At 71.9% G+C, this 15,105-nt stretch carries 14 protein-coding genes and 1 pseudogene; 10 read left to right on the top strand and 5 right to left on the bottom strand.

What is annotated here, in order from left to right; translation table 11 throughout:
• The first annotated feature begins 21 nt into the window (after positions 1 to 21).
• From VGZ23_17815 to VGZ23_17800, 4 genes and pseudogenes are all read left to right on the top strand, one after another.
• Positions 22 to 1,593: an ABC transporter substrate-binding protein gene (locus VGZ23_17815; GenBank protein HEV2359450.1), complete on the top strand. Its 1,572-nt coding sequence runs from the start codon at positions 22 to 24 to the stop codon at positions 1,591 to 1,593.
• Between the two features lie 18 nt (positions 1,594 to 1,611).
• Positions 1,612 to 2,532 (top strand): ABC transporter permease, encoded by a 921-nt coding sequence (locus tag VGZ23_17810; protein HEV2359449.1) that lies wholly within the window; start codon positions 1,612 to 1,614, stop codon positions 2,530 to 2,532.
• On the top strand, positions 2,525 to 3,412 hold the full coding sequence (locus VGZ23_17805) for an ABC transporter permease (GenBank protein ID HEV2359448.1): 888 nt from the start codon (positions 2,525 to 2,527) through the stop codon (positions 3,410 to 3,412). Before VGZ23_17810 ends, VGZ23_17805 begins: the two co-directional genes overlap by 8 nt.
• A gap of 19 nt (positions 3,413 to 3,431) precedes the next feature.
• A pseudogene (locus tag VGZ23_17800) lies at positions 3,432 to 3,764 on the top strand (benzoate/H(+) symporter BenE family transporter).
• A gap of 7 nt (positions 3,765 to 3,771) precedes the next feature.
• On the opposite strand, the gene VGZ23_17795 reads toward VGZ23_17800, so the two are convergent.
• From VGZ23_17795 to VGZ23_17785, 3 genes are all read right to left on the bottom strand, one after another.
• Positions 3,772 to 3,987 carry a hypothetical protein gene (locus tag VGZ23_17795; protein ID HEV2359447.1) on the bottom strand — a complete coding sequence of 72 codons (216 nt, stop codon included), beginning with the start codon at positions 3,985 to 3,987 and terminating at the stop codon, positions 3,772 to 3,774.
• Positions 3,917 to 5,161 carry an ArsA family ATPase gene (locus VGZ23_17790; GenBank protein HEV2359446.1) on the bottom strand — a complete coding sequence of 415 codons (1,245 nt, stop codon included), beginning with the start codon at positions 5,159 to 5,161 and terminating at the stop codon, positions 3,917 to 3,919. Before VGZ23_17790 ends, VGZ23_17795 begins: the two co-directional genes overlap by 71 nt.
• Before the next feature lie 73 nt (positions 5,162 to 5,234).
• The gene (locus tag VGZ23_17785) at positions 5,235 to 6,914 is read right to left on the bottom strand and encodes a M28 family peptidase (protein HEV2359445.1); all 1,680 of its coding nucleotides are present in this window, start codon (positions 6,912 to 6,914) and stop codon (positions 5,235 to 5,237) included.
• Between the two features lie 185 nt (positions 6,915 to 7,099).
• Between VGZ23_17785 and VGZ23_17780 the strand changes: the two genes are divergently transcribed.
• Positions 7,100 to 8,848 (top strand): M28 family peptidase, encoded by a 1,749-nt coding sequence (locus VGZ23_17780; GenBank protein ID HEV2359444.1) that lies wholly within the window; start codon positions 7,100 to 7,102, stop codon positions 8,846 to 8,848.
• 66 nt (positions 8,849 to 8,914) lie between these two features.
• Here VGZ23_17780 and VGZ23_17775 read toward each other — a convergent pair whose 3' ends face one another.
• The gene (locus VGZ23_17775) at positions 8,915 to 9,346 is read right to left on the bottom strand and encodes a VOC family protein (protein ID HEV2359443.1); all 432 of its coding nucleotides are present in this window, start codon (positions 9,344 to 9,346) and stop codon (positions 8,915 to 8,917) included.
• Positions 9,347 to 9,442: 96 nt separating this feature from the next.
• Here VGZ23_17775 and VGZ23_17770 point away from each other — a divergent pair, with 96 nt between their 5' ends.
• Positions 9,443 to 10,297, top strand: a complete 855-nt coding sequence (locus tag VGZ23_17770; protein HEV2359442.1) for a helix-turn-helix domain-containing protein — start codon at positions 9,443 to 9,445, stop codon at positions 10,295 to 10,297.
• A gap of 2 nt (positions 10,298 to 10,299) precedes the next feature.
• Here VGZ23_17770 and VGZ23_17765 read toward each other — a convergent pair whose 3' ends face one another.
• Entirely contained in the window at positions 10,300 to 11,424 is a 1,125-nt protein-coding gene (locus tag VGZ23_17765) for an isocitrate/isopropylmalate family dehydrogenase (protein HEV2359441.1), read from the bottom strand.
• Positions 11,425 to 11,516: 92 nt separating this feature from the next.
• Here VGZ23_17765 and VGZ23_17760 point away from each other — a divergent pair, with 92 nt between their 5' ends.
• The 4 genes from VGZ23_17760 to VGZ23_17745 all read left to right on the top strand — a co-directional run.
• Positions 11,517 to 12,908, top strand: a complete 1,392-nt coding sequence (locus tag VGZ23_17760) for a mercuric reductase (protein HEV2359440.1) — start codon at positions 11,517 to 11,519, stop codon at positions 12,906 to 12,908.
• Positions 12,909 to 12,928: 20 nt separating this feature from the next.
• The gene (locus VGZ23_17755; protein ID HEV2359439.1) at positions 12,929 to 13,801 is read left to right on the top strand and encodes a polysaccharide deacetylase; all 873 of its coding nucleotides are present in this window, start codon (positions 12,929 to 12,931) and stop codon (positions 13,799 to 13,801) included.
• On the top strand, positions 13,798 to 14,910 hold the full coding sequence (locus VGZ23_17750; protein HEV2359438.1) for a mandelate racemase/muconate lactonizing enzyme family protein: 1,113 nt from the start codon (positions 13,798 to 13,800) through the stop codon (positions 14,908 to 14,910). Before VGZ23_17755 ends, VGZ23_17750 begins: the two co-directional genes overlap by 4 nt.
• The coding region (locus VGZ23_17745) for an SDR family NAD(P)-dependent oxidoreductase (protein ID HEV2359437.1) at positions 14,903 to 15,105 on the top strand (203 nt) is incomplete at its 3' end. The genes VGZ23_17750 and VGZ23_17745, both read left to right, overlap by 8 nt.

Raw genomic sequence — 15,105 nt, 5'->3', positions numbered from 1 at the left:
GCCATTCGAAGGAGGCGGGCGATGAGACGGTGGCGCCGTCGTGAGCTGTTGACGCAGGGGGCGCTGGGGTCGGCGGCGGTCGTGCTGGCCGCGGGCGCGGGCGTCGGGCCGGTGCGCGCCGACGTGGCGCCCGCGGTGCCGCGGGCGCAGACGTTTGTGGTGGTCGACGGCACCGAGCCCAACAGCCTCGAACCGGCCGTCGGTACGGGGCCGTTTCAGGCGATCATGAACGCGATGTACGAGGGCCTGGTGGCGTGGAACGACAAGGGACAGGTCGTGCCCCAGCTTGCGACCTCGTGGAAGCCGAGCGCCGATGGCCGGACGTGGACGTTCGCGCTGCGCCCGGGCGTCAAGTTCCACGACGGCACGCCGTTGACGGCCGAGGCGGTCCGGGCGACGGTCGACCGCATCTTCGATCGGAGCGTGCCCGCCACGCGCCGCGGGAACTATCTCCTGATCAAGGACGTCGCCGCGGTCGACGAGCACACCGTGCGCTTCACGACGGATCCGCCGAACCCGGATTTCCCGCTGCTGATGGCCGATGTCTCCGCGAAGATCATCAGCCCCGCCGCCGTCCGGCAGTACGGGCAGGACTTCGGCCGGCATCCCGTGGGGACGGGGCCATTCAAGTTCGAGGAATGGGTGCCGAACGATCACGTCTCCGCGACGGCCAACCCGGAGTATTGGGGGCCCAAGCCGCGGATGCGCCGCCTGGTCTACCGGCCGATCCCCGAGCCGGCGGCGCGCGTGATCGTGCTCAAGACCGGAGAGGCCGACGCCGTCCTCAACCTCCCGCCCGCGGACGTGCCGGCGCTCAGGCAGACGTTCGGGCTCTACGTCCGCGCCACCCCCAGCCAGACGATCGCGGAGCTGGAGACGGCCGACACGAAGCCGCCGTTCTCCGACGTCCGCGTCCGCCGGGCGCTCAACATGGCGATCGACCAGGACGCGATCGTCAAGGGCATCATGAAGGGCTTCGCCCGGTCACTCCACAGCCCGGGGGTGCCCGGTTTGTGGGGCAGTTTCGACTTCCCCCCGTTTCGCTACGATCCGGACCGGGCGCGGCGGATGCTCGCGGAGGCGGGATACGCGTCGGGCATGCACGTCACCGTGAACCTCACGAGCGGACGGTGGGCCGGCGACGCGCAGGTGGTCCAGGCGGTGCAGGGTTATTGGGCGAACGTGGGCGTGCAGATGACCATCCGGGAGATGGCGTTCGCCGACCTGCTCGCGTTCAGCTCGTCGGACCCGGATGGGCGGCCCGGGACGGCGACGTGCCTCCTCAAGGGCAGCCCCTTCATCGACTACCACCTCTACCGCATGTACGATTCCGCCGCGACGAACGTCCCGGCGACGCAGCAGCGGACCGGGTACGCGAATCCGAAGGTGGACGCCCTGATCGCGGCCGAGCGGCGCACGTTCGACCCCGCGGCGCGTCTGCCGATCCTCAAGGAGGCGCAGGGGTTGATCTGGCAGGATCAGCCGATCATCTACCTGCTGCAGCTGGTGAACATCTGGGGCGCGCGCAACGGGGTATCGGGGTTCACGGTGCTGCCGACCGGTGACTTCGTGCCCTCCCGCCTGCAGCGCTGAGGGCCGCCGGCCGGCACGATGCTCCGCCACATCGCGGAGCGGATCCTGTGGGCGGTCCCGGTGCTGCTGGGCGTCTCGCTCATCGTCTTCGGCATTCTGAAGGCGATTCCCGGCGACGCGGCCCAGGTCATGGCGGGGCCGGACGCCACCGCCGCGGACGTCCAGGCAATCCGCCATCTGCTGGGGTTGGACCAGCCGGTGTACGTGCAGTATGCGCGGTGGCTCGGGCGGTGCGTGCGGCTCGACCTCGGCCGCTCCGCGGTCACCCGGCGGCCGGTCACCTACGAGATCGCCAGCCGCGTCGGGCCCACCGCCGAGCTCGCGCTCGCCGCGATGGCGCTCGCCGTGGCCGTCGGGCTCGGGGCCGGGGTCACGGCGGCGACCCGCCAGCACTCCGCCTGGGACGCCGCGGCCTCACTCGCGACCGCGCTCGGGATCTCTGTCCCGATCTTTTGGCTCGGACTGATGCTGATGATGCTGTTTTCCGTCTCGCTGCGGTGGCTGCCGAGCACGGGCGCGGGCACACCGGCGCAGCTGATCCTGCCCGCGCTGACGCTGGGCGCCGCGTCGGCGGCGACGGTGGCGCGCCAGGCCCGCGCCGCGATGCTGGACGTATTGCGGCAGGACTACCTGCGGACCGCCCTGGCCAAAGGGGTCACAGGCCGGACGCTCGTGATGCGGCACGCGTTCCGCAACGCGGTCATTCCCATCGTCACCGTGGTCGGGTTGCAGCTCGGCTATCTGCTCGCTGGGACCGTCCTGACGGAGACGGTGTTTGCGCGTCCAGGGCTGGGCCGCCTCGTCGTGGATGCGATTCGCACGCGCGACATCGCGGTCGTCCAGGCCACCGTGATGCTGTTCTCCGTGACGTTCATCGGCGTCAACCTCGCCGTCGACCTCCTGTACGCGTACCTCGATCCGAGGATCCGCTTTGACTGAACGGACGGCCGGGGCGGCGCCAGTCTCGCGCGGGCCTGTCCCGGCGGCGCCGTGGGCACGGACCGCGCGGCAGTTCGCGCGCCGGCGGGTCGCGGTCGGCGGGCTGGCGGTTCTGCTGCTCGCGATCGTGGTGTCCGCGGCGGCGCCGTGGCTCTCGCCGCACCCGCCCAACCTGGTCGACGTGGGGAATCCGGACGCGCCGCCGTCGTGGGTCCATCCCCTCGGCACCGACGAGCTGGGCAGGGACATCGTGAGCCGTCTCCTGTGGGGGGGGCGCACCACGCTGTTGATCACGCTCGGGGCCGTGGTACTGGCATTCGTGTCCGGCTCCGCCCTGGGCGTCATCGCGGGATACTACGGCGGCGCGGGCGAGACGGTGATCATGCGCGCCACGGACGTCCTGCTGGCGATCCCCGGGTTCTTGCTGGCGGTGGCCGTGATCGCCGCGCTCGGCGTCGGCATGGGGAACGTCATCATCGCGATCGGTATCAACTCCATTCCGCCCTTCGCCCGCATCGCCCGCGGATCCACGCTGCTGGCGCGGCAGGAGGTGTACGTGCAGGCGGCCCGGGCCCTCGGCGCCGGCGAGCGGACGATCATGGCGCGGCACATCTTTCCCAACATCCTGTCGCCGCTGCTGGTGCAATCGACCCTGCGGCTGGCGACCGCGATCCTCACCGCCTCCGGCCTCAGCTTCCTCGGGCTGGGCGTGCAGCCGCCGACCGCGGAATGGGGGGCGATGCTGAGCGTCGGACGCGACTACATCACCAGCAGCCCGCAACTGGTGATCATCCCCGGCACGGCCATCCTCGTCGTGACGCTGGCGTTCAACGTCGTGGGGGACGCGGTGCGGGACGCGCTGGACCCGCGGGCGTTGTGATGGGCGGGCAGTTCGACCGGACGCTCCGGCTCGGACGCGCGCCGGCCTGCTGCTGGTGGCCGTCCTCGCCGGGGTCGCCGGCGAGCTCTTGACCATCGTGCCGCTCCCGGTGCTGCTCGCGCTCGCGGGCCTGGCGCTGATCGGCGCCCTCGGCTCGACGCTGCGGGAGGCGCTGCAGGGCCCGCTGGTGCTGGGGCCGCTCCTGGCGTTTGCCATCGCGGTCTCCCATCTCTCGTACCTGGGGTTCGGCTCGCTGTTCTGGTCGCTCGTCGTCGGGACGGCGACGTCGCTCGTCCTCGAGCGCGATCAGCTGCGCACCCTCCGCCCCATGCGGACCGGGGGCACGGCGTAGCGGCGGATCAGCGAACGCGCACGCGCCGCAGGTTGCGGGGCCGGGGGGACGTCTCCGCGTGCGCGATCGCGTAGTCCAGCATCGCCCGCAGCGCCAGGAGCGCCTCCCGGCGGGCGTTGCGGAGGTGGGTCCGCACCGGCGGCGGGATCACCTCATCGACGGCGTTCCAAAACCGGTCCTCGGCCTCGGCGGCGCGCTTGAGCGGCCGTATCCTCGCGACCATCGGTTGTCGCCTCCTTCTTGAACGTGATCTGCAGCCGTCCCTCGTCGACGTGCGCATCCGTCGCGCGGAGTCCGGCGAGCGCCCGCGGCAGCGCGAGGTGGCGCTTGTAGTCGCCGACGCGCACGATGAGCTCGTCGCCCCGCTGGAGGATGTCCACGGCGCGCCGCGTCGTGAACGGCGCGACGAGCGAGAGGACGTAGCCGGCGCCGTCCCGTCGGACCGTCTGCGGGGTCCCCGTGTAGAAGCGGGCCGCCGGATCGCGCGACCCGTACAACGTGCGCCCGGCCTGCAGGAGCCGCGCCCGGCCGACGATCTCCCGGTCGGCGAGCGGCAGCTCCAGGATCGGCAGCGGGGCGAACGCCTCCTCCACCATTTCGCGGTAGCCGCGCTGCGCCTCCACCCAGTTACGGAGGAACGCGCTGTCCCGAACGTCGGGGAGCACGCGGTTGACGACGACCGCGTCCGTCGCGTACCCGAACAGGCTGAAGTGCGTGTAGGCGCGCTGGGCCTCCCGGATCACCATCTTCTCGAGGTTCACGACCAGCCGGATCGAGGTGACGTCCGGATCCGCGAGCAGCGTCCGCATCTCGTCCACGTTCAGAACGAGATCCTTGACCGCGGCGAAGACCTCGTCCGTGGGCAGCGGGACATCGAGGAACGGCTGCACCATCGGCCGGGCGACGCGGGCCACCGCCCGCTGAATCGGAAAGAGCTTGTTGAGCCACCAGCGCGCCATGTCGGGGAAGCTCAGCAGCTGCATCGTTTCGCCGGTGGGCGCGCAGTCGACGACGATGACGTCGAACCGGTCCTCGCGGGCCACGGCCGTGAGCTGCATCAGGCTGGCGATCTCGTCCATCCCGGGCAGGTTGGCGAGCTCCTCCGCGACCACGTCGTCCAGCCCGCGGGCGCGCAGCACCGACGTGATGTACCGCCGCAGCACGCCCCAGTATTTCTCGAACTGGTGCAGCGCGTCGATCTCCTGCGCCCACAGGTGATCGCCGAGGTGCCGGATCTCGTGGCCGATGGGCACGTCCAGCGAGTCGGCCAGGCTGTGGGCCGAGTCGGTGCTCATGACGAGCGTCCGCGCGCCGCGCGCCGCGATGGTGAGCGCGGTGGCCGCCGCGACCGTGGTCTTGCCGACGCCGCCCTTTCCCGTATAGAGGATGATCCGCATCGCCCCAGGCCGTCCCTCCTTCCATTCTATCCCGCGGGCCGCCCCGGCCGCACCACCGGGGCGCGGGATGGCGCTACCCCAGTCGCTCCAAACACGCGTCCAGGTGGCGGCAGGCCTCCTGAATCGCCGCGGTGACGGCGTTCCGGCCGCGCACAAGGTCGACGCGCAGGAACTTCGCCTCGTCGCTCCCGGGCGGCAGCGCGGCCAGCCGGCGCACGCCCGCCAGGCGCGGCAGGAACGTGGTCTCGAGGGCCGGGTCGTGGGCAAACGGCCCCGACGCCGTGTAGGTGGCGGAGATCAGCGCGCGGCCCACCCGCCGTAGGCACGTGTTGATCTCCCGCGCCCGTGGCCCGCCGGTCACGCTCGCGGCCGCCTGACTCAACCGGCCGCACAGCTCCTGGAGGCGCGCGGCCTCCGCGGTGACGGCGCGAAGATCGAGGCCGCCGGCCGTGGCCGCGACCGCCAATCCCTCCAGGCTCTGCGTCAGGTTGCGCGATGCGGCGGCGTAGTCGAGCGGAAGGACCGGATCCGCGAGCAGCCGCGAGATCGCGAGGACGAAGATCTTGGTGTCGCGGACGAGCCGGGCGGGATCGATCTTGTCGAGCGTGTCGTACGGCGTGTGCCACCACCACCCGAGGCTGCCGTCGGCCTGGTGCGAGACCGATCCGAGCAGCGACGGCACTCCGGCGCCGAGGAACGACTGGTCGGAGTTCCGGCCGACGCGCCTCGCATCGAGCGCCGCGCCGGCCGCCTCCCGGACCGCCCAGATGCCGAGCGGCGCCGTTTCCGGCATCGAGTTGGTGGCGAACGTGTCCGCGTCGATCCCGCCGAGCGAATCGACGTTGACGTGGCAGACGCAGCGGTCGGCGAGATCGAACCAGTTCGTGTCGGCGTACCAGGCGGACGACGAATACCGGCCGTGGGAGTGCCCCGACCAAAAGGCGAGCCGCAGGCCGCGCCGGAAGGCCGCCCGTTGCGGCGCCAGGACCCGCGCGACCTCGAGCATCGCGGCGTTCGCGCTGCCGTTGTCCATGGCGCCGAGGTACCAGCCGTCGAGGTGCCCTGAGAAGAGCACGAAGGCCGGCTCGGCGTCGGGGTGTCCGGGCGCCAGGTCGCCGACGACGATCGGGGTCGCCGTCCAGCCGGTCCGCACGTCCGCGGTGAACCGGACCTCGACCGGGCCGCGCCCGCACAGCCCGCGCAGGGCTTCGCCGTCGCCGCGATTGACGGAGAGCAGATGGACGCGCGGCAGCGCGTCCTTCGTGGTCTCGGAGGGGTTGCCCCACACCGGCGAGCAACACATCTCGTGGGCGTGGCGCCCGCTGATGCAGATGAGGCCGAGGACCCCGGCGCGGGTGGCGTTGACGGCGTGCTGCGGGGTCGCCCGGCCTTCGACCAGCGCGACCTTTCCCGCCGCGTTTCCGGCGTGAGCGTAGTCCTCCGGTGTGCCTTTGCCGGCATACACGAGCTCCGCGGCCACGCCGCCCGGACCGGTGGGGATGCCCATCGAGTGCGTGATGCAGGGCACGTCCCGCGATTCGGGCCTGACGACGGCGAGCGACGCGGCGCCGGGGAGGCTGATGTACGCGTCGTGGACGATGGTCTGCGCCGCGTACCCGAAGGACCGCAGCTGCTCCTCCACGTAGGCGGCGGCCTCGCGCTCGTCCGGCGTGCCGGACAGCCGCGTCCAGCGGGCGATCGTCCGGTTGAACTCGGTGAGTTGTGCCTCCGAGATCAACTCCGGCGAACTCATCGGCGGGTCTCCTCGTCGCGCGTGTGGCCTGACGATCCGTGCGGTCCGAGGGCTCTTCGACCCGTGCGCCGTGCGCCCCTCGCCCCGCCTCCCCAAGGGGCGCACCCCGCGCGCTGCGAATTGCCGGGAGGAAGGCGCGACGGGATCGCGATCCGCCGCGCGACTCCGGCGGAGGTGACGGTCCCGTGGCGGGCGCGATAGACACGGCGGCCGCGTCGGTCGAGCCTCAACGGCTGGCGCGCCATCTCGAGTGGTTTGCGACGGTGCGGCGGGATACCGCCGGGCCGGGCGAGCGGCAGGCGGCGGAGTACATCGCAGCGCAGCTGCGCGACGGGGGCGTGCCGGTCCAGGTGCACGAATTCGACGCGTTCCTCAGCTACCCGATCCGCGCAACGCTCGAGGTGCTGGAGCCGGAGCGGCTTACGCTGCCGTGCCTGACGCACTCGTTTGCGCGCGCCACCGGGCCCGATGGCGTCGTCGCCGAGCTCACCGAGGTCGCGGACGGCCACGTGGAGCGGGGCGCGGGGCGGGCCGCACTGGTCGGCGGTCTCGCGACGCCGGTAACGGTGCTGCGGGCGAGCCGGGCCGGCTGCGCCGCGGTCGTCTTCACCAACCAGGACCGCGTCATCCACAACATGATCGGGACGACCATCTGGGGCACGCCGGACCTCGATCAGACCGATCGGCTGCCGCAGTGCCCGGCGGTCTCGGTCGACGCGGACGGCGGCCGGACGTTGCGGCAGATCCTCGGCCGCGGCGGCCCCGTGCGGGTGCGCATCGTCGCGGACGTGCGCACGGAATGGTTCCGCTCGCTGCTGCCGGAGGCCGCGATTCCCGGCCGCGGCGGCGACGGCGCCGAGGCGGATCAGTTCGTGCTGGTCGGCGCGCACTACTGCGCCTGGAACACGGGCGTCACCGACAACGCGACCGGGGACGCCTGCCTGCTCGAGATGGCGCGCGGGCTGTGGGAGCATCGGGCGGGGCTGGCGCGCGGCGTCCGCGTCTGCTGGTGGCCGGGCCACTCGCACGGCCGGTACAGCGGCTCGACCTGGTACGCTGACAGCAAATTCTTCGAGCTCGCGGAGCGATGCCTCGCCTACTACAACGTCGACTCGCCCGGCGTGCGCGGCGCGACCCGGTACGTGGCGCGAAACACCACCGCCGACCTCGAACGCTTCGCGAAGCAGATCATCACCCGGACGACCGGACTGACCGATCCGCCGGCGCATCGACCGGCGCGCGCCGCGGACCAGTCGTTCCTGCCAAACGGCGTGTCGTCGTTCTCGATCTATCCGTTTCTGCCGGAGACTCACGAGCACTACCGGCCGTGGACCGGCGGCTCGGCCAACGCGTGGTGGTGGCACACGGCCTTCGATACCCTCGACAAGGCGGACACCGCGATCCTCGCCACGGACACCCGGATCGGCGTGACGGCGGTTGGGGAGCTCGCGAACGCCCGCGTGCTGCCGCTCGCGCCCGGGGACACCGGCCAAGAGATCCGCACGGTCGCCGCGGACCTGCGGCCGCTGCTCGGATCGCACCTCGACCTAGGCCCGGTCGTCGCGGACGCGGACGCGTTCATCGCGGTCTCGCGAAGTCTCGACGAGGCGCGCGGCCGTGCGGCGGATCCTCCGGCCGCACGCCGTCTCAACGCGGCGCTCCTGCGCCTCAGCCGCGTCCTGAACCCGGTGGTGTACAGCCGCCGCGGGCGGTTCTTCCACGACCCGGCCGAATGGTCGCCGATCATGCGGGCGAGCGGCCGGTACGTCCTGCCGGGGCTCAGCCCCGCCGCCGCGCTCCCGTCGCTCGCCGGTACGCGTGACTACGGGTTCCTCCGGGCGCAACTGGTGCGGGAGTGCAACCGCGTGCGGGCGGCGCTCCGGGATGCGTCGGCCTTGGCGCTCGAGACCGCGGAGGCGCTGGGCCGGGTCTAGCGGGTTACGCGAAGATGCGCTCCGCGTAACTGCGTATCACGCTGCTCATGATCGTCTCGCGGCGCGCTAGACGAGCTTGGCGCCCTGCGGCGGCTTCATTTCGGCCACCTGCTTCTGGTGAAACCAGATCTGGTAGCCGTATGGGTCCATGATCGTGAAGGTCCGATCGCCCCACCACTGGGTCGTAAGCGGAGTCGTGATCTTGACGCCGTGCTGCGAGACCGCGCGGTGGTACGCGTCGACATCGTCGACTTCCAGGTAGATCTCCACGGGCCGTTTGCCGGCGGAGGGCCTCGCGGCGTCCATCGGCTGGCGCGTGCGCGTGAACATGATCTGCGCTCCGTTGAGATCGTACGAGACGAAGTCAAACTGTCCGTCTTTCCCGACCATCCCCATCACCCGCTTGAATCCGAGCTTCTCCGTGTAAAAGTCGTGCAGTTCGTCGATGGAATCGACGGCGATGATCGGCATTACGGTCCTGGCCGGTTGCTTGGTCATGTCGTCCCTCCCCGGCATTGATTCGTACCCTGCGGCTCGATCTTAGGGGATACCGGGGTTGCATTTCAACTACTTTTTGTAGTAGAAAGTCGTTAGATGAGACTACCGGACTTGGACCTGCTTGGCGAGATCAGCCTCTCGCGGGACGAGCGCAGCGCCCTTGCCGCGCTTATGAGTCTCGGGGTCTCCGATGCGGCGACGCTCTGCCGAGAAGGCGAGATCCCTTCGTCCAAGATCTACCGGGCGATGGAGAAACTCGCGGAACTCGGCCTCGTGCAGATCCAGCCGACCCGCCCGAAACAGTACGCCGCGCTGCCGGCCGACGTGGTCGTCGATCGGGTGGTCGACCTGGCCCGCGAGCGGACCGAGCGTTTCGCCCGCGGAACCCAGGACCTCCGGCGGACCCTCGCCGCCCTTCCCGAGCGGCTGCGCGGCCGGCAGACCTTCGTCGACCTCGCCCTCGGTATGGAAAGCCACGTTCGGCGACATCTCATGCACCTGGCGACCGCGACGGCACGGATCCTCTCCTACATGGAACGCGGCGACCTCGCGGCGATCGACCAGGCGGTGACGGCGGGCTTTCCGATTCTGCGGCGCATCGCCCGTAACGCCGGGGAACGCAAGATTCAACACCGCGTCGTCTTCGGATTCTCCTATCAGAGCGCGCCCGTCTTGATCGAATTCCTCCGGCGCCACCGCGCGGAGATCCGCCACCTGACCGGCGTGCGCTACTCCGGCGAGCTCGGCCATCCGTTTCACGTCGTCGACGACGAGACCGTCGTGTTACCGCTCGACCATCCGTTTGTTCCCGAGGGGCGCTTCGCATCGCTGCTGGTGCGGGATCGAGACCTGGCCGGCAGTCTCGCCGGTGGGTTCGACACGCTGTGGCGCAAGGCGATGCGGGACGTGAGCGAGGTCGGTTTCCAGCCCGTTCCCCCCGGGCCGCCGTGAACCTAAGGCAGCGCGTCGAGCACCGCCCGTCCCGCCGCGCGCGTCGAGGCAACCGTCCCGCCCGGCTTGAGACCGAGCACACCGGCGACGGCCGCCCGGTCGACGGCGTGCCGGACGCGGTCTCCGGCCTCCGGAAGGCCGAGCCACTCCAGCATCATGGCGCCGGCCAGGATCATCGCGACGGGATTGGCCCGATCGGTGCCCGCGATGTCGGGCGCCGATCCGTGGACCGGCTCGAAGAGCCCATGCCGCCCGCCGAGGTTCGCGGCCGGACAGAAGCCGAGCCCGCCGACCGTGGCCGCCGCCGCGTCGCTCAGGATGTCGCCGATCAGGTTCTCGGTCAGCAGCACGTCGAACCGGCGCGACTGCTCTACGATGGCGGCCGCCGCGGCGTCGGCGTGCATCGCCTCCAGCGTCACGTCGGGATACTCCGCGCCGACCTCGGTGACGACGCGGCGGAAGAAGGCGAACGACCGCAGCACGTTGGCCTTGTCGCAGCAGGTCACCCGCGGCCCGCCCACGGGATCCCCGTCCCGGCCGGATGATGGGGTGTCCGCCCCGGCCGCCCGCCGCCTTGCCAGGGCCCGCCGCCGGGCCAGGTCGAACGCGAGGTGCGCGACCCGCGCCGTGCCCTCGCGCGTGATCCGGATACGGTCCTCGGCGACGTCGTCGGTGACGTCGCCGCCGCCCCGGGTCGCGTACGCGCCTTCCGTGTTCTCGCGCACAATCACGTAGTCGGTGCCCTCGCGGGCGAGCGCCGGGACGCCGGGGACTCGCCGGGCGGGCCGCACGTTGGCGAAGAGCACGAACGCGTTGCGCAGCCGTCCAGCGACCATGCCGGCTTCGGTGCCATCCGCGTGCCGGACGCCCGGCAGGCCCGCGGGGCCCTTCAGCATCGCGTCCGCCGCGCGGCAGACCTCGAGCGCGTCGGGGGGGACGCTCGTGCCGCTGCGCGCGTAGGCCCGTGTGCCGGCATCGAGTCGCCGCCACACAAGGCGCGCCCCGGCGGCGGAGGCGTGCGACGCCGCCGCGGCCTCGAGCACCGGCAGCGCCGCGGCGACGATCTCGGGGCCGATGCCGTCGCCTTCCATCAGCGCGATCGTGTACGGGCGTGCCGGCGCGCTCATGTCCAGGTGGTTCCACGGCAGGGCGATGCTCTCCCGGGAACAAAGAACCGACGCTGGGCCGGCTTCGACGGCCGCCAGCGGGAGGGACGCGCATGCTCCCGGCAGTCACGCACTACGACGCGATCGTGATTGGATCGGGCCAGGCGGGGACCCCGCTCGCGCGGGCCCTGGCCGCCGCCGGCCGCCGGACCGCGCTCATCGAGCGCGAGCACGTCGGCGGCACGTGCGTCAACGAGGGGTGCACGCCGACGAAGACGATGGTCGCGAGCGCCCGCGTCGCCTATCTCGCGCGCCGCGCCGCCGGCTACGGCGTCCGTACCGGTCCCGTGTCGATCGACATGGTCACAGTCCGGGACCGCAAGCGCGCCGTCGTGGCCCGGTCACGCAGCGGCAGCGAGCGCGGTCTCGCGCGGATGGAACGTCTGGATCTCCGCCGGGGCGAGGCGCGCTTCACCGGGCCCCGGGCGATCGACGTGGCGCCGGCCGCCGGGGGAACCGTCGCGCTCGCGGGCGACCTCTTTTTCATCAATACGGGGTGCCGGCCGTCGCGGCCGAAGCTGGCCGGGCTCGACGACGTGCCCGCGCTCGATTCGACCTCGATTATGGAACTGGACTCCGTGCCGGATCACCTCCTGGTGCTCGGCGGCGGGTACATCGGCATCGAATTCGGGCAGATGTTCCGCCGGTTCGGCGCGGGCGTGACGATCGTGCAGCGGGGCGGGCAGCTGCTCGCGCGCGAGGATGCGGACGTCGCGCAGGCCGTGGGGGGCATCCTTCGCGACGACGGCATCGAGGTGCTGCTCGGCGCCGACGCGCGCCGCGTGGAGCGGGGCGCGGACGGGGCGATCCGGCTGACCGTTCGGGAGGCGGGAGGCGGGGAGCGGACGCTCGCGGGGTCGCACCTTCTCGTGGCGGCCGGACGGACGCCCAACTCGGACCGGCTCGACCTGCCCGCCGCCGGGATCGAGACCGACGGACGCGGCTTCATCCGGGTGAACGACCGGCTCGAGACCAGCGCCCCGGGCGTGTACGGCCTCGGTGACGTGAAGGGCGGCCCCGCCTTCACGCACATCTCGTACGACGACTTCCGGATCGTGCAGGCCAACCTGCTGAACGGCGGCGGGGCGAGTACGAGGGACCGCCTCGTCCCGTACTGCGTCTTCATGGACCCGGAGCTCGGCCGGGTCGGCCTCACCGAAACGGAGGCGCGGGGGACGGGCCGCCCGATCCGCGTCTTTACGATGCCGATGACGCACGTCGCCCGCGCGGACGAGATGGACGAGACGCGCGGGCTGATGAAGGCGGTCGTGGACACGGCGACCGGGCAGATCCTCGGGTGCGCCGTGCTCGGCGTGATGGGCGGCGAGGTGATGACGGTGGTGCAGACCGCCATGATGGGCCGTCTGCCCTACACCGCGCTGCGCGACGCGGTGATCGCCCATCCGGCGCTCGCGGAATCCCTCAACAATCTGTTCGATCAATGACCGGAGGCGGGGGTGGAGCGGTGGCGCGGCATCTGGTCTGCCTGACGTTCGATTTCGATGCGATCTCGATTTGGATCAGGCGCGGGCAGACGACGCCGACCGCGCTGTCCCGCGGCGAGTTCGGGGTGGTCGGGGCGGAGCGGATTCTCGATCTCTTGCGCGGCCGCGGGATCATCGCCACGTGGTTCATTCCCGGCCACACGCTCGAGACGTATCCCGAGACGTGCCGGCGCATCCACGCCGAAGGACACGAGATCGGGCACCACGGCTACCTGCACGAACCGCCGGCCGCGCTCTCCCGGGAGGATGAGGAGCACGTGCTCGCCCGCGGCCTGCAGGCGATCGAGCGGGTCACCGGAGGCGCACCGCGCGGCTACCGCTCCCCGGCGTGGGACCTGAGCGCGCACACGATTCCGCTCCTGCTCGCCCACGGGTTCGTCTACGACTCGAGCATGATGGCGCACGACCACCTGCCGTACCGGGCCCGGCAGGGCGACCAGATCGGGCCGGACGGCTCGGTGCGCTGGGGCGAGACGACGCCGCTCATCGAGATGCCGGTGTCGTGGTCGCTCGACGACTACCCGCACTTCGAGCGGGCGGCGGGGCCGAACGGCCTCCAGCCAGGGCTCATGCACGCCGCGGGCGTGCTCGACAACTGGGTGGACGACTTTCGCTACATGGCCCGCGTCGCGGAGTGGGGGGTGCTGACCTACACGTTCCATCCCCAGGTGAGCGGCCGCGGCCACCGCCTGCTGGCGCTCGAGCGGCTGATCGACGCGACGCGCGGCCTCGGCGCGACGTTCGTGCGCATGGACGAGGCCGCCGCCGAATTCGCCGCGCGGGAGCCCGGCGGGGGCGGGGTGACGGCCGCGCCGCGGGGTGCCGGACGATGAAGATCACCGGCGGCGACGCGGCGTGCTACCGGATCCGGCTGCGCGAGCCGTGGCAGAGCTCCGGCCACACGATCACCGTCTTCGAGTTGATCACGGCGCGGCTGCGCGCGGACGCGGGGCAAGAGGGCGTCGGGTGGGCGTTCACCGTCGGCGCGGGCGGGACGGCGGTCGCCGCCTTCCTCACGGACGACCTCCTGCCGGCCGCGAACGGCCTCGACCCCGCGCTCACGGAGCGGGCGTGGACCACGCTGCACGGGACCGTCCGCGACGCCGCGCCCGGCGGGCTCGCGTTGCTGGCCCTGTCGGCGGTCGACGTCGCGATGTGGGACCTGAAGGCCCAGGCCGCGCGGGAGCCGCTGTACCGGCTGCTCGGGGCGAGCCGCGACCGCGCGCAGGCGTACGGGAGCGGCATCAACCTGAACCTCGCGGTCCCGGACCTGCTGGCGCAATTCCGCCGGTGGCGGGCGCGCGGGTTCCGTGCCTTCAAGATGAAGGTTGGGTCGGACGACCCGCGGCGCGACCTCGAGCGGGTACGGGCCGTTCGCGAAGAGATTGGGCCGGACGCGATCCTGATGCTTGACGCGAATCAGAAGTGGACGGCGGGAGATGCGGCGCAGCGGATCCGGGCCTTCGAGCCCTACGATCCCTACTGGATCGAAGAGCCGCTGCCCGCGGAGGACGTCGCGGGCCACGCCTGGCTGCGCGCGCAGGTCCGGTGCCCGATCGCACTCGGCGAGAACGTGTTCTCCGCGGCCGCGTTCAACGAGTTCCTCCGCCACGATGCGGTGGACGTCGTGCAGCCGGACGTGGTGCGCGTGGGCGGCATCACCCCGTTCCTCAAGATTGCGCACCTCGCCGAAGCCTACGGCATCCCCACAGCGCCGCATCTCGTGCTCGAGCTGTCGGGACAGCTCTGCTGCGCGATCCGGTACGCGTCGATGATCGAGGACCTGGACGGCGGCAACCTGACGGAGCTCGAGGCGCTCGAGGAGCCCATTCGCACAGCGGACGGATATTTCACCCCGCCGGCCCGGCCAGGGCACGGCGTGCGGTTCAATTGGGACGCGCTCGCGCGATGGCAGGCCGCGCCCGGTGGCCGTCGTGGATGACCTGGCGGGCACGACGGTGCTCGTGACCGGGGCGGCGCGCGGCATCGGCCGCGCGGCCGCCCTGCGGTGCGCGGCGGAGGGGGCGGCCGTCGTGGCGGCCGATCTGGAGGCCCCCGAGGAGACGGCCGCGGCGGTCCGGACGGCGGGCGGCCGGGCCCTGGCCGCCGCGGCCGACGTGACGGACCGTGCCCAGGT

Source organism: bacterium (assembly GCA_035945995.1).
GTDB lineage: Bacteria > Sysuimicrobiota > Sysuimicrobiia > Sysuimicrobiales > Segetimicrobiaceae > DASSJF01.
The sequence above is the reverse complement of the archived record's forward strand: the minus strand, read 5'-3'. Positions and strand labels throughout refer to the sequence as shown.

Bases quoted from the DNA above. Each gene is read 5' to 3' on its own strand.
- VGZ23_17815 (HEV2359450.1), top strand. From the start codon at position 22: ATGAGACGGTGGCGCCGTCGTGAGCTGTTGACGCAGGGGGCGCTGGGG.
- VGZ23_17810 (HEV2359449.1), top strand. From the start codon at position 1,612: ATGCTCCGCCACATCGCGGAGCGGATCCTGTGGGCGGTCCCGGTGCTG.
- VGZ23_17795 (HEV2359447.1), bottom strand. From the start codon at position 3,987: ATGGTCGCGAGGATACGGCCGCTCAAGCGCGCCGCCGAGGCCGAGGAC.
- VGZ23_17790 (HEV2359446.1), bottom strand. From the start codon at position 5,161: ATGCGGATCATCCTCTATACGGGAAAGGGCGGCGTCGGCAAGACCACG.
- VGZ23_17785 (HEV2359445.1), bottom strand. From the start codon at position 6,914: ATGAGTTCGCCGGAGTTGATCTCGGAGGCACAACTCACCGAGTTCAAC.
- VGZ23_17775 (HEV2359443.1), bottom strand. From the start codon at position 9,346: ATGACCAAGCAACCGGCCAGGACCGTAATGCCGATCATCGCCGTCGAT.
- VGZ23_17770 (HEV2359442.1), top strand. From the start codon at position 9,443: ATGAGACTACCGGACTTGGACCTGCTTGGCGAGATCAGCCTCTCGCGG.
- VGZ23_17765 (HEV2359441.1), bottom strand. From the start codon at position 11,424: ATGAGCGCGCCGGCACGCCCGTACACGATCGCGCTGATGGAAGGCGAC.
- VGZ23_17760 (HEV2359440.1), top strand. From the start codon at position 11,517: ATGCTCCCGGCAGTCACGCACTACGACGCGATCGTGATTGGATCGGGC.
- VGZ23_17750 (HEV2359438.1), top strand. From the start codon at position 13,798: ATGAAGATCACCGGCGGCGACGCGGCGTGCTACCGGATCCGGCTGCGC.